This is a genomic window from Micromonospora sp. C41 (assembly GCF_018070485.1).
Lineage (GTDB): Bacteria > Actinomycetota > Actinomycetes > Mycobacteriales > Micromonosporaceae > Micromonospora > Micromonospora chalcea.
The window spans coordinates 177,804-190,967 of sequence record NZ_JAGPXP010000004.1 but is presented as its reverse complement, the minus strand read 5'-3'; the positions used below and the strand labels follow the sequence as shown (position 1 = coordinate 190,967).

The 13,164-nt window shown below is 73.0% G+C and carries 11 protein-coding genes; 8 read left to right on the top strand and 3 right to left on the bottom strand.

What is annotated here, in order from left to right; all coding sequences use genetic code 11:
• Window positions 1-108: 108 nt before the first annotated feature.
• The 3 genes from groES to KBX43_RS06650 all read left to right on the top strand — a co-directional run bounded on the left by groES (window position 109) and on the right by KBX43_RS06650 (window position 3,892).
• Window positions 109-423 carry a co-chaperone GroES gene (gene groES / locus KBX43_RS06660; protein ID WP_018222648.1) on the top strand — a complete coding sequence of 105 codons (315 nt, stop codon included), beginning with the start codon at window positions 109-111 and terminating at the stop codon, window positions 421-423.
• Window positions 424-493: 70 nt separating this feature from the next.
• Complete coding sequence (gene groL / locus KBX43_RS06655) at window positions 494-2,137, top strand: chaperonin GroEL (RefSeq protein WP_210883763.1); 1,644 nt, start codon at window positions 494-496, stop codon at window positions 2,135-2,137.
• Between the two features lie 60 nt (window positions 2,138-2,197).
• Complete coding sequence (locus KBX43_RS06650; RefSeq protein WP_247677201.1) at window positions 2,198-3,892, top strand: sulfite oxidase; 1,695 nt, start codon at window positions 2,198-2,200, stop codon at window positions 3,890-3,892.
• 347 nt (window positions 3,893-4,239) lie between these two features.
• Here the strand turns inward: KBX43_RS06650 and KBX43_RS06645 are convergent, their stop codons facing one another.
• Window positions 4,240-4,623: a WhiB family transcriptional regulator gene (locus KBX43_RS06645; protein WP_013288543.1), complete on the bottom strand. Its 384-nt coding sequence runs from the start codon at window positions 4,621-4,623 to the stop codon at window positions 4,240-4,242.
• Between the two features lie 252 nt (window positions 4,624-4,875).
• Here KBX43_RS06645 and KBX43_RS06640 point away from each other — a divergent pair, with 252 nt between their 5' ends.
• On the top strand, window positions 4,876-5,688 hold the full coding sequence (locus tag KBX43_RS06640) for a response regulator transcription factor (RefSeq protein WP_210883760.1): 813 nt from the start codon (window positions 4,876-4,878) through the stop codon (window positions 5,686-5,688).
• Window positions 5,689-5,700: 12 nt separating this feature from the next.
• Here KBX43_RS06640 and KBX43_RS06635 read toward each other — a convergent pair whose 3' ends face one another.
• Window positions 5,701-6,105: a DUF5319 domain-containing protein gene (locus KBX43_RS06635; protein WP_043328334.1), complete on the bottom strand. Its 405-nt coding sequence runs from the start codon at window positions 6,103-6,105 to the stop codon at window positions 5,701-5,703.
• Between the two features lie 197 nt (window positions 6,106-6,302).
• Here KBX43_RS06635 and guaB point away from each other — a divergent pair, with 197 nt between their 5' ends.
• From guaB to KBX43_RS06615, 4 genes are all read left to right on the top strand, one after another.
• Entirely contained in the window at window positions 6,303-7,865 is a 1,563-nt protein-coding gene (gene guaB, locus KBX43_RS06630) for an IMP dehydrogenase (RefSeq protein ID WP_064446576.1), read from the top strand.
• A gap of 30 nt (window positions 7,866-7,895) precedes the next feature.
• Window positions 7,896-9,014 (top strand): GuaB3 family IMP dehydrogenase-related protein, encoded by a 1,119-nt coding sequence (locus KBX43_RS06625; RefSeq protein WP_064446575.1) that lies wholly within the window; start codon window positions 7,896-7,898, stop codon window positions 9,012-9,014.
• Window positions 9,015-9,112: 98 nt separating this feature from the next.
• Entirely contained in the window at window positions 9,113-10,507 is a 1,395-nt protein-coding gene (locus KBX43_RS06620) for a M1 family metallopeptidase (protein ID WP_210883758.1), read from the top strand.
• Window positions 10,508-10,596: 89 nt separating this feature from the next.
• Complete coding sequence (locus KBX43_RS06615; protein ID WP_043328339.1) at window positions 10,597-12,054, top strand: M1 family metallopeptidase; 1,458 nt, start codon at window positions 10,597-10,599, stop codon at window positions 12,052-12,054.
• Between the two features lie 4 nt (window positions 12,055-12,058).
• On the opposite strand, the gene KBX43_RS06610 is transcribed toward KBX43_RS06615, so the two are convergent.
• Window positions 12,059-13,159: an LCP family protein gene (locus KBX43_RS06610; RefSeq protein ID WP_210883756.1), complete on the bottom strand. Its 1,101-nt coding sequence runs from the start codon at window positions 13,157-13,159 to the stop codon at window positions 12,059-12,061.
• Between the last annotated feature and the right edge of the window lie 5 nt (window positions 13,160-13,164).

The following is a 13,164-nucleotide window of genomic DNA, read 5'->3' as shown; positions in this document are numbered from 1 at the left end:
AGCGCCAGGCGGACCGGCACCCGCGACGACGGCCCCGCCCGGTGGCATGTGGCAGATTGACGCTGGTCGGCACGCCGGCCGGCAACGACACCAAGTACCCGGGAGGGTATGCCCGTGACTACCGCGACCAAGGTTGCGATCAAGCCGCTCGAGGACCGCATCGTGGTCCAGGCGAACGAGGCCGAGACCACCACCGCCTCGGGCATCGTGATCCCCGACACCGCCAAGGAGAAGCCGCAGGAGGGCACCGTCCTCGCTGTCGGCCCGGGCCGGATCGACGACAAGGGCAACCGCGTGCCGATCGACGTGAAGGTCGGCGACACCGTCCTCTACTCGAAGTACGGCGGCACCGAGGTCAAGTACGCCGGCGAGGAGTACCTGGTGCTCTCCGCCCGCGACGTCCTCGCGGTCATCGAGAAGTAAGCAACCGATCAGTGTCGTTGCCCCGGTCCGGCTCGCCGGGCCGGGGCAACGTCGCTTCGAAGGGATACTGATGGCGAAGATCCTCAGCTTCTCGGACGACGCCCGGCACCTGCTCGAGCACGGTGTCAACGCCCTCGCGGACGCGGTCAAGGTCACCCTCGGCCCGCGCGGGCGCAACGTCGTCCTGGACAAGAAGTTCGGTGCGCCCACGATCACCAACGACGGCGTGACCATCGCCAAGGAGATCGAGCTCACCAACCCGTACGAGAACCTCGGCGCGCAGCTGGTCAAGGAGGTGGCGACCAAGACCAACGACGTCGCCGGCGACGGGACCACCACCGCCACCGTGCTGGCCCAGGCCATGGTCCGCGAGGGCCTGCGCAACGTGGCCGCCGGCACCAACCCGACCGGCCTGAAGCGGGGCATCGACGCGGCGGCCGCCAAGGTCTCCGAGGCGCTGCTCGGCAAGGCCGTCGAGGTCTCCAGCAAGGAGTCGATCGCGCACGTCGCGACCGTCTCCGCGCAGGACGCCGCGATCGGTGAGCTGATCGCCGAGGCGATGGAGAAGGTCGGCCGCGACGGCGTCATCACCGTCGAGGAGGGCTCCGCGCTCACCACCGAGCTGGAGGTGACCGAGGGTCTCCAGTTCGACAAGGGCTTCATCTCGCCGAACTTCGTCACCGACCTGGAGGCGCAGGAGGCGGTCCTGGAGGACCCGTACATCCTGATCACCACGCAGAAGATCTCGGCGATCGAGGAGCTGCTGCCGCTGCTGGAGAAGGTTCTCCAGAACAACAAGCCGCTGCTCATCGTCGCCGAGGACGTCGAGGGCCAGGCCCTGTCGACGCTCGTGGTCAACGCGCTGCGCAAGACCGTCAAGGTCTGCGCGGTCAAGGCCCCCGGCTTCGGCGACCGCCGCAAGGCGATGCTCCAGGACATGGCGATCCTGACCGGCGCCGAGCTGGTCGCCCCGGAGCTGGGCTACAAGCTCGACCAGGTCGGCCTGGAGGTGCTCGGCACCGCCCGCCGCGTCGTGGTCGACAAGGAGAACACCACTGTCGTCGACGGTGGCGGGCAGGCCTCCGAGGTCGTCGACCGGGTCGCCCAGATCCGCAAGGAGATCGAGGCCTCCGACTCGGAGTGGGACCGGGAGAAGCTGGCCGAGCGGCTGGCGAAGCTCTCCGGCGGCATCGCCGTGATCAAGGTCGGCGCGGCCACCGAGGTCGAGATGAAGGAGCGCAAGCACCGCATCGAGGACGCCATCGCCGCGACCAAGGCCGCGGTCGAGGAGGGCACGGTCCCGGGTGGCGGCGCCGCCCTGGCCCAGATCCTGCCGGCGCTCGACGACGACCTGGGCTTCACCGGTGACGAGAAGGTCGGCGTCTCGATCGTGCGCAAGTCGCTCGTCGAGCCGCTGCGCTGGATCGCCCAGAACGCCGGCCACGACGGCTACGTGGTGGTGCAGAAGGTCGTCGGCAAGGACTGGGGCCACGGCCTCGACGCCGCCACCGGCGAGTACGTCGACCTGGCCAAGTCCGGCATCATCGACCCGGTGAAGGTGACCCGCAACGCGGTCAGCAACGCCGCCTCGATCGCCGGCCTGCTGCTCACCACCGAGAGCCTCGTGGTGGAGAAGCCGGCCGAGCCGGAGCCGGCCGCCGGTGGCCACGGCCACTCGCACGGGCACGGCCACCAGCACGGCCCGGGCTTCTGACCCGAGGAGTACGCCCGACGTCAGGGCACACCGCCGACCCGGTGGTGTGCCCTGACGCATATGTCCTTACGGATCGCTGACGAGATTGGCAGCCGGGCCCGCGGGGCGACCAGACTGGAGCCCGTGAGCACCCTCTCCCCCCGCCGGGCGGCGTCGGCCGGTGTCGTCGCCGCCGTGGTGGCGCTCGGCGCCGCCGAACCCGTTGCGGTCCTGACCGGCCCCCGGTCGGCTCCGCTCGTCGCCGTCGGCGGACTCGTCGTCGACCTGGTGCCCGAGCCGCTCAAGCAGTTCGCCATCAGCGTCTTCGGCACGTACGACAAGATCGCGCTGCTGATCGGGACGGCGCTGCTGCTGGCCGTCTTCGGCGCGCTGCTGGGCCTGGCAGCGGCCCGGCGGCTGGTGATCGGCCTGGCCGGCATCGCCGCGTTCGCCGCGCTCGGTGCCGCCGCCGCGCTGACCCGGGCCGGCGCGGACGCCTTCGACGCGCTGCCCTCCCTGGTCGGCGGCGGACTGGGCGCGCTGACGCTGTGGGCGTTCGTGGCCGGCCCGCTGAGCACCGACCCGGCGTGCCGGGTACCGCGCGCCGCGCCGCCGTCCGCGCATCCGTCAGTGCCGCCTCCGGCGGTCGCCGCGCTGGCCCGGGAGAGGGAGACGCCGGGCGGCTGGGAGCCGGTCCGGCACGACGACGCGGAGTCGCGGCGGCGGTTCCTGCGTGGCGCCGGGCTGCTCACCGGCGCGGCGGCGGTGGCCGGGCTGGGCGGGCACTGGCTGGCCGGCCGGCGCGGCGTATCGGCGGCCCGGGACGCGGTGACGCTGCCCGCCCCGGTCGCGCCCGCCCCACCGGTGCCGGCCGGAGCGGACCTGTCGCTGTCCCGGCTCGCGCCGTACGTCACGCCGAACCGGGAGTTCTACCGGATCGACACCGCGCTGGTGGTGCCGCAGGTGGACCCGGTCACCTGGCGGCTGCGCATCCACGGGCGGGTCCGCAACCCGATCGAGCTGAGCTTCGACGACCTGCTCGCCCGCCCTATGGTCGAGCGCTACGTGACGCTCGCCTGCGTCTCCAACGAGGTGGGCGGCGACCTGATCGGCAACGCGCGCTGGCTCGGCGTACCGATCAGGGACCTGCTGGACGAGGCGGACCCGGAGGACGGCGCGGACCAGGTGGTCGGGCGCGCCGTCGACGGCTGGACGTGCGGCACGCCCACCTCGGTGCTGCGCGACGGGCGGGACGCGCTGCTCGCGGTCGGCATGAACGGCGAGCCGCTGCCGATCCAGCACGGCTTCCCGGCGCGGATGGTGGTGCCGGGCCTCTACGGGTACGTCTCCGCGTGCAAGTGGATCACCGAGCTGGAGCTGACCAGCTTCGCCGACTTCGACGCGTACTGGGTGCCGCGCGGCTGGTCAGCGCAGGGCCCGGTCAAGACGCAGTCCCGGATCGACACGCCCCGGCCCCGCAGCCGTCCCGCCGCCGGTCCGGTGACCGTCGCCGGTGTGGCGTGGGCGCAGCACCGCGGCATCAGCCGTGTCGAGGTACGCGTGGACGGCGGCCCCTGGCAGGAGGCGACGCTGGCCCCGGCAGTGTCGGCGGACACGTGGGTGCAGTGGTCGTGGCGGTGGGACGCCACACCGGGCGAGCACACGCTCCAGGTCCGGGCGACCGACAGCACCGGCGAGACCCAGACGGAACAGCGCGCCCCGGTCGCCCCGGACGGCGCGACGGGATGGCACACGGTAAGGGTCACAGTCACCTGACCCGCACCGTCGCGAGGACCGCTCTCGGTGGGGAGATGGCCTGCCCGTGCCACTGGCGGGTGCCTGCCGATCGGGTGCGCGCCGCTTGGCTCCGGCCTGAGTCCAGACTCCCGAGCGCTCACGAAAGAGATCTTGGTATGAAACGGCCCCTATAAGGGCCGTTTCATACCAAGATCTATGTGGTGTCCTAGCCTCTGGAACGCCGATCCTGGTATTCGAAACGGTAGGCGAGTCGCCCAGCGGCGGCCTTCGCCGCGCCGGGGTGCGGGGGCCAGCGGATGCCCCGGGCCACGACACGACGCCGCGCCCCGGGATCCGGGGCGCGGCGTCGGGGGTCGTGAAGCCGGTCAGGCGACCTTGCGCTGGTCCGGCACGGCGGTGTTGTGCGGGCGGCCGAGGCGCGCCTCCAGCCGGGCGATGTCCACCTTGGTCTGGCGGCGGTCGGCCAGGTCCTCCCAGCCGAGCGCGAGCAGACGCAGCCGCTCGGACTCGCTGAACCCGCCCCAGACGCCGTACGGCTCGCGTACGGAGAGCGCGTGGGCGGCGCACTCGGCGCGTACCGGGCAGGCGCGGCAGACGGACTTGGCGCCCATCTCGCGGCGCAGCCGGGAGGAGCCGCGCTCGCCGTCCGGGTGGAAGAACTGCGCGCTGTCGCGGCCACGGCAGGCCCCGAGCCGCTGCCAGTCCCAGAGCTCGTCGATCGGTCCAGGCAGCCTACGTACGTTCGACATCAGCACCCCTCCTCCCGCGCGGCACCGCGGAGAATGTTCGTGGCCAGCTACCGGGCGGCGGTCCGCGCGGGATGCCGGTTCCGGATGAACCCCTCGGTACCCGAGCGGTCCGCGCCTCACACATCTGTGATCGAAAACCTCGGACAGTCGGTGGCATATGCCCCATCTGTCGGAAAAGTTCGGATGATTGCCCGGAACCCCCTCCCGAGCCCACCTCCGCATGGTCTGCTCTGAGTCGGAGAGGAGACCACTGTGCGTAGTGTTCTTGTGTGCGTTCGGACACCATTGGCGGCCCAGCATCTGACCTCCGCGGCGGCGCGGCTCGGGCTGTCCGGCGTCGTCCGGACGGCCGTCTCCGATCCGGAGGTGATGTTGCGGCTCGCGGAGCGCCCGGTGGACGTGGTGCTCGCCGACACCGCGCTGACCCGGCCGGACAGCGCCGGTTTCGTGCGCCGGGTGCTGGCCCGCGCGCCGCAGGCGGCGGTGCTGCTGCTCGGGGCCGAGGAGTCGGAGTCGGCGGCGGCCACCATCAGCGCCGGAGCGCGCGGCCTGATCCAGAACGCCGACCACGATCTGACCAGCGCGGTCGCCAAGGCGCTGCTGCTGCTGTCCGCTCCCGGGCGGAGCAACAGGCACCGGGTGGCGGACACCGCCCGGGACGCGGCAGCGGTCGGCGGTCCGGCCCGGTCGGCGGGGCGTACCCCGGGTGGGCCCGGCTGGCCGGCGGCGGCGCCGGTGGACGCGGCCGGCCTGCCCACGGTGGTGCCGGTGCAGCGGGGTGAGGACGCGGAGGATCCGGCGGCGGCCGACGCGGCGGAGGCGGCCCGCCCGGGCACCGGTCAGCGGCCGGCCCGGACGCCGCGCGGTGCCATCGGGCTGACCGAGCGGGAGCTTCAGGTGCTGCTCGGCATGGCCGAGGGCAAGAGCAACGCGGAGATCGGGCGGGAGTTGTTCGTCTCCGAGGACACGGTCAAGACGCACGCCCGACGGTTGTTCCGCAAGCTCGGGGCGCGGGACCGGGCACACGCCGTGGCGGCCGGATTCCGGGCCGGCCTGGTCGCCTGACCCGGGCCGGAGTCACTCCGACGCGGAGTCGTCGGTGCCCTCGGTGAGCGTGTCGTGCACGCCGTCGGCGTAGCCACGGGCGTAGTCCCAGCTCACGTAATGGTCCGGGTCCGGGTCGTAGGCCGGTTCGTGCACCCGGGGGCGCCCCGAGTTGAGCAGGTGGCGCAGGTTTCCGCGCAGCAGGTCCCAGTCGAAGTAGTGCGGCTCGCGGCAGTCCTCGCACTCGATCACCAGGCCGCGCACCCCGATCGGCTGGAGCAGCGCCTGGTAGATCTCCAGATCGGCGAGGTCCTCCAGCACGTCCTGGCGTTCGACGTCGGTCAGCGGGTCGAGCGCGTCGTCGTCGCCGGGATCGTGCAGACCGGCAGCCGGATCGGCGGGGTCGCCGTTGAACGGGTCGATGGGCTCGTCGTGCACCCCCTCACCGTAGTCCCCGGGCCGCCGGAAAGCCCGCCCCAGGCCGCGCTGTGGCCCGGCCTACCCCCGGGCCCGCCGCTGCCCGGACGGGAACGGGCCAGTGGGTACGATGAGGCGACGCGCCGTCACCAGGCGCCTGCCGGTGCCCCCGCGCGCCGCCTCGCTGCAGCCCGATCGACCAGCTCAGGGGAGCAATCGTGGAGAATTCGCCCAGCACCGAGATCCCGGCCGGCACCGACGGCGGGGAGCTGGGTGGCCATCTGCCCGAGCTGCCGGCCGGTTCGGCCCGGGTGGTACCGCTCGGGTTGACCTTCGACGACGTGCTCCTGCAGCCGGGCGAGTCGGACGTCGTACCCAGCCGGGTGAACACCCGTACCCGCCTGACCCGCAACATCGAGCTGACCGTGCCGCTGCTGTCCAGCGCGATGGACACGGTCACCGAGGGGCGGATGGCGATCGCCATGGCCCGCCAGGGCGGCATCGGCGTGCTGCACCGCAACCTGTCGGTGGAGGACCAGGCGCTCCAGGTCGACCTGGTGAAGCGCTCCGAGTCCGGCATGATCACCAACCCGGTGACCGCCAGCCCGGACGACACGCTGCGGGAGGTCGACGCGCTCTGCGGTCGCTACCGCATCTCCGGCGTGCCGGTGATCGACGGGCAGGGCCAGCTGGTCGGCATCGTCACCAACCGCGACATGCGCTTCGTCTCCGACCCGGCCACGCCGGTCCGCGAGATCATGACGCGCACCCCGCTGATCACCGCCCCGGTCGGGGTGAGCAAGGACGACGCGCTCGGCCTGCTGCGCCAGCACAAGATCGAGAAGCTGCCGATCGTGGACGCGGGCGGCAAGCTGCGCGGCCTGATCACGGTGAAGGACTTCACCAAGAGCGAGCAGTACCCGAACGCGACCAAGGACGACGCGGGCCGGCTCCGGGTCGCCGCCGCGGTGGGCGTGGGCGAGGACGGCTACAAGCGGGCCCGTGCCCTCGTCGACGCCGGCGTGGACGTGGTCATCGTGGACACCGCGCACGGGCACCAGCGGGCCGTGCTGGAGATGGTGGCCCGGCTCAAGCGGGACGTCAGCATCGACATCGTGGGCGGCAACATCGCCACGTACGCGGGCGCGAAGGCGCTCGTCGAGGCCGGCGCGGACGGCGTGAAGGTGGGCGTCGGCCCGGGCGCCATCTGCACCACCCGGATCGTGGCCGGGGTCGGCGTACCGCAGATCACCGCGATCATGGAGGCGGCCCGGGCCGCACGCCCGGCCGGCGTGCCGGTGATCGGCGACGGCGGCATCCAGTACTCCGGCGACATCGCCAAGGCGCTCGTCGCGGGCGCCGACACGGTGATGCTCGGCAGCCTGCTGGCTGGCTGCGAGGAGAGCCCCGGCGAGCTGATCTTCATCAACGGCAAGCAGTACAAGGCGTACCGGGGAATGGGCTCGCTCGGCGCGATGCAGTCGCGTGGCCAGGGCAAGTCCTACTCCAAGGACCGTTACTTCCAGCAGGACGTGCTCGCCGAGGACAAGCTGGTCCCGGAGGGCGTCGAGGGCCAGGTGCCCTACCGGGGTCCGCTGTCCGCGGTCGCCCACCAGCTCATCGGCGGCCTCCGCGCCGCCATGGGGTACGTGGGCGCGGAGAGCATCCCGGAGCTGCACCGGCGTGGCCAGCTCATCCGGATCACCGCGGCCGGGCTCAAGGAGAGCCACCCGCACGACATCCAGATGACGGTCGAGGCGCCCAACTACCACTCCCGCTGACCCACCACCCCCAACCACCTGGAGTCCCTCATGCGTGACGTGGTCGAGATCGGGCTGGGCAAGACCGCGCAGCGCGGCTACCACCTTGACGACATCGCCATCGTGCCGAGCCGCCGCACCCGGGACGTCGACGACGTCTCCACGGCGTGGCAGCTCGACGCGTACCAGTTCGGCATCCCCTGCGTCGGCCACCCCTCGGACGCGACCATGAGCCCCGCCTCGGCGGTCCGGCTGGGCCAGCTCGGCGGCCTCGGCGTGCTCAACGTCGAGGGCCTCTGGACCCGGTACGAGAACCCGGCCAAGGTGCTGGAGGAGCTGGCCGGTCTCGGCGAGGAGGCGCGGGCGACCAAGCGCCTCCAGGAGGTCTACGCCGAGCCGATCCGGCCCGACCTGATCGCCGAGCGGGTACGCGAGCTGCGCGAGGGCGGCGGCACGGTGGCGGTGCGGGTCTCGCCGCAGCACACGCTCGCGCTGGCCCCGGTGATCCTCGACGCCGGCGTGGACATCCTGGTCATCCAGGGCACGCTCGTCTCGGCCGAGCACGTCTCCACCACCGACGAGCCGCTGAACCTCAAGGAGTTCATCGCCGACCTCGACCTGCCGGTCATCGTCGGCGGCTGCACCGACTACAAGACCGCGCTGCACCTGATGCGTACCGGCGCGGCCGGCGTGATCGTGGGCATCGGCGGCGACGACTGGTCGACCACCGAGTCGGTGCTCGGCATCCGGGTGCCGATGGCCACCGCGATCGCCGACGCCGCCGCTGCTCGCCGCGACTACCTGGACGAGACCGGCGGCCGGTACGTGCACCTGATCGCCGACGGCGACATGCAGACCTCCGGCGACATCGCCAAGGCACTCGGCTGCGGCGCGGACGCGGTGATGCTCGGCGAGCCGCTGTCGCTCTGCGAGGAGGCCCCGGCCGGTGGCGCCTGGTGGCACTCCGCGGCCAGCCACCCGTCGCTGCCCCGGGGCGCGTTCGAGGTGGCCGGCGAGCCGCTCGGCTCGATGGAGAAGCTGCTGTTCGGCCCGGCCGACGAGCCGGACGGCCAGCTCAACCTCTTCGGCGGCCTGCGCCGCGCGATGGCCAAGTGCGGCTACCGTGACCTGAAGGAGTTCCAGAAGGTCGGGCTGGTCCTCGACCGCTGAGCACCGCTGAGCACCGGCTGGGCACCGCATGACGGCGCGGGCGGCGGCCCGGACGTGTTCCGGCCCCGCCCGCGCCGTCGCGCGTCTAGGCTCGCCGGGTGAGACGGGGGCGGATCTGGGCGGCAGGGCTGGTGGCGGCGGCGCTCGCGGTGAGCGGATGCACGGGCGGCGACGACAACGGGTTCCGGCCGGGCGCGGCGGACGCCGGTGACCCGTACGTGCCGGGGGCCGGCAACGGCGGCTACGACGTGGGCCACTACGCGCTCGACGTGCGCTACGACCCGGCCGGCGACAGGCTCGCCGGCACCGCCACGCTGACCGCCACCACCACCCGTGCGCTGTCCCGGTTCCAGCTCGACCTGGCCGGGCTGGACGTCGAGCGGGTCCGGGTGGACGGGGAGGCGGCCGAGCACCGCCACGACGGCGCCGAGCTGATCGTCACCCCGCCGCGCGGGCTGCCGCCGGGGAAGCGGCTCACCGTCGAGGTGACGTACGGCGGGGTGCCGCAACCGCTGCCGAACGCCGAACTCGGCGACGGCGGCTTCCACGCCACACCGGACGGCGCGATCGCGCTCGGCCAGCCGGAGTCGGCGAGCACCTGGTACCCGGTCAACGACCACCCGTCGGACAAGGCGACCTACGACTTCACGATCACCGTGCCGGACGGGCTCGCCGCGCTCGCGAACGGCGTGCCGCAGGGCAAGACGTCAAGCGGCGGCTGGACCACCTGGCGCTGGTCGGAGCGCGCGCCGATGGCCAGCTACCTGAGCACGCTGGTGATCGGCGACTACCGGGTCAGCACCGGCACGCACGCGGGCAAGCCGCTGGTCACCGCCGTCGCCGAGGCGCTGCCCGCGGACGGGCCGGCCGCCGCGTCGGTGGCCCGCACCGGCGAGATCGCCGACTTCCTGGCCGAGCGCTTCGGTCCGTACCCGTTCGAGGCGTACGGCGGGATCGTGGTGGCCGACGAGCGCATCCGGTACGCGCTGGAGACGCAGAGCCGGCCGGTCTACGGGCCGGGCTTCTTCCGGGGCGACCGCCCGAACACCGAAGTGGTCGCGCACGAGCTGGCCCACCAGTGGTTCGGCGACAGCGTCTCGGTGGCCCGGTGGAGCGACATCTGGCTCAACGAGGGCTTCGCCACGTACGCCGAATGGCTCTGGGCCGAGCACGACGGCGGCCGGACGGTGGCGCAGACGGTCGCCGAGCGGTACGCGGACACCGACTGGTCGAAGCCCACTGTCGACCCGGGCCGGTCCGGGATGTTCGGCGACGCGGTCTACCAGCGGGGCGCGCTCGCGGTGCACGCGCTGCGCCGCGCGGTCGGCGACGAGACGTTCTACCGGGTGCTGCGCGGCTGGCTGGCGCAGCACCGCAACGGCAACGTCACCACCGCCGAGTTCGTCGGGTACGCCGAACGCACGTCGGGGCGGCCGTTGCGGACGCTGCTGGACGCCTGGCTGGTCGGCGCGACGCCACCGGGACTGCCGTGACGTGGGCGTGACCGCCGCTGGGTAGGCTGCCGCGGGCGGAGCGGCCCGTGGGCGGGGCCGCTGTTCGGGACCCCGGAGGGATCGAGGCGATGACGCGGCGCGGCGGACGACGACGGCTCGGGCTGCTGGCCTGCACGACGCTGCTGGTAACCGGCTGCGGCTCGGCCGAGCCGGACCCGGGACCGGCGTCTCCCACCACTGCCGCCCCGGCGGCCACGCGCAGCTTCGCGGCGGGCGCGGCCGGCGCGGGCGACCCCTACTTCCCGAGCTACGGCAACGGTGGCTACGACGTCGCGCACTACACGGTGAAGGTGCGCTACGACCCGGAGACGGACAAGCTCAGCGGCACCACCACGATGCGGGCCACCGCGACCGCCGACCTGTCCGCGTTCAACCTGGACCTGGCCGGGCTGACCGTCCGCTCGGTGACTGTGGACGGCGCCGCCGCCCGGCACAGCCGTACCGGCAACGAACTGGTGGTCACCCCGGCCACCGGGCTGACCTCCGGCAACGGGTTCACCGCCGAGATCCGGTACGACGGGCGGCCGGAGCCGCTGCGTACCGAGTCGCTGGGCGAGGGCGGCTGGCTGCACACCTCGGACGGGGCGATCGCGCTCGGTCAGCCGGAGTCGGCGAGCACCTGGTTCCCGGTGAACGACCACCCGTCGGACAAGGCGACCTACGACTTCGAGATCACCGTCCCGAAGGGACTGACGGCGGTCTCCAACGGCGTGCCGAAGGGGAAGTCGACAAGCGGCGACTGGACCACCTGGAAATGGTCGGAGGGCGCGCCGGCGGCCAGCTACCTGACCACCGTGGCGATCGGGAAGTTCCGGGTCACCACCGGCGAGCACAAGGGGCGGCCGGTGTACAGCGCGGTCACCACCCAGCTGCCCCAGGGCGCCCCGGACCGGTCGATCGCGCGTACCGTCGAGGTCGCCGACTACCTGGAGAGCGTCTTCGGGCCGTACCCGTTCGACTCGTACGGCGGCGTGGTGATCGACGACGACCGGATCCGGTACGCGCTGGAGACGCAGAGCCGTCCGGTCTACTCGGCCAGCTTCTTCCGGCAGGGCGACAACACCGGCGTGGTCGCGCACGAGCTGGCCCACCAGTGGTACGGCAACAGCGTGTCGATCCAGCGCTGGCAGGACATCTGGCTCAACGAGGGGCTGGCCACGTACGCCGAGTGGCTGTGGGCCGAGCACAGCGGCTCGACCACAGTGCAGCGCACGTTCGAGCAGAAGTACGCGAACGCCGGCTCGCAGGTGTGGCGGACGCCGCCGGGCAAGCCGGGGGTGGAGAACCTGTTCAGCCGCTCGGTCTACGACCGGGGCGGGATGACTGTGCACGCGCTGCGGGTGGCGGTGGGCGACACCGCGTTCTTCACCGTCCTGCGTACCTGGGCGGCGGAGCGGAAGAACGGCAACGCCACCACCGCCGACTTCGTCGCGCTGGCCGAGCGGGTCTCGGGCAAGAAGCTGGCGAAGGTCTTCGACCCGTGGCTGTACGGCACCGAGCGCCCGCCCGCCCCGAAACCGCTGTAGGTCCTCAGTTCTTGACGCGCAGCGACGGGTGGGCGGTCAGGAAGGCGTCGGCCCGCCCGTCGCGCAGCGCGGTGAGGAAGTCGCGGCCCAGCGGTTTGAGCTGCTCGCCCCGGTACGCGCCGCCGCTGCTCACCCCGGCGCCGGGCAGCACGACGAGCGTGAGCCGGTCGGCGGGCAGGCCACCGAGGGCGTATGCGAAGTCGACCAGGTTGCGGCCGCCTCCGGCGTACACCAGGGTCTTGCCGAGCGCGGCGACCACCTGCTCGACCCGCTGCGGGTCGCGCGCGGTGCCCTGGTCGACGATCTTGCGGGCCAGCGCCCGGAGCAGTTGCTGCTGGTGCCGCTGCCGGGTGTAGTCGCCGCCCGCGGTGTAGCGCTGCCGCGCGTAGTCCAGCGCCTGCCAGCCGGTCAGGTGGCGGGTGCCCTTCTCGTAGACCATCTGCGGCCCGGTGTAGCCGCCGCCGGTCAGCGTCCGCATGGTGCCGTCCGGGCGGCGGTGCCGGGAGGCGACCCGCTGGTCGACGTAGAGGTCCACCCCGCCGAGCGTGTCCACCAGCTTGTCGAAGCCGCCGAACGTGATCACCGCGCCGGCGTCGATGCGCAGCCCGGTGTAGCGGGAGACGGTGGTGCGCAGCAGCTCGTACCCCTGGGCGGTGCTGGGGTTGGCCTTGTCGCCCGGCACCCGGCTGCCGTAGCTCATCGCGTGGGTGAGCTTGGTCCGGCCGCCCGGGTAGCGCGCCTTCGGGTAGGCGGGGATGTCCACCACCAGGTCGCGGGGGAGCGAGAACAGGTACGCCCGGTCCAGCCCGGCGGGTACGTGCAGCAGCAGCACCGCGTCGGCGTGCGGCTCCCAGCCGGGGATGCTGACCCGGGTGTCGACGCCGACGAGCAGCAGGTTGAGCGGGCCTTTCAGGTCGGCGCCGGGCGGCGGCGTCGGGCTGGCGGTGGTCGGGGCGGGCGTCGGCGAGGCCGGTGGCGTGGTGCTCGGCGCGGCGGCCGGGGCGGCCGGACGGTTCGCCACCAGCCGGGTGGTCACCACCGCTCCGGTGGCGACCAGCAGCGCGGCCACCAGCGCGGCCAGGCCCAGCAGGCGTCGTCTCGTCACGTTCG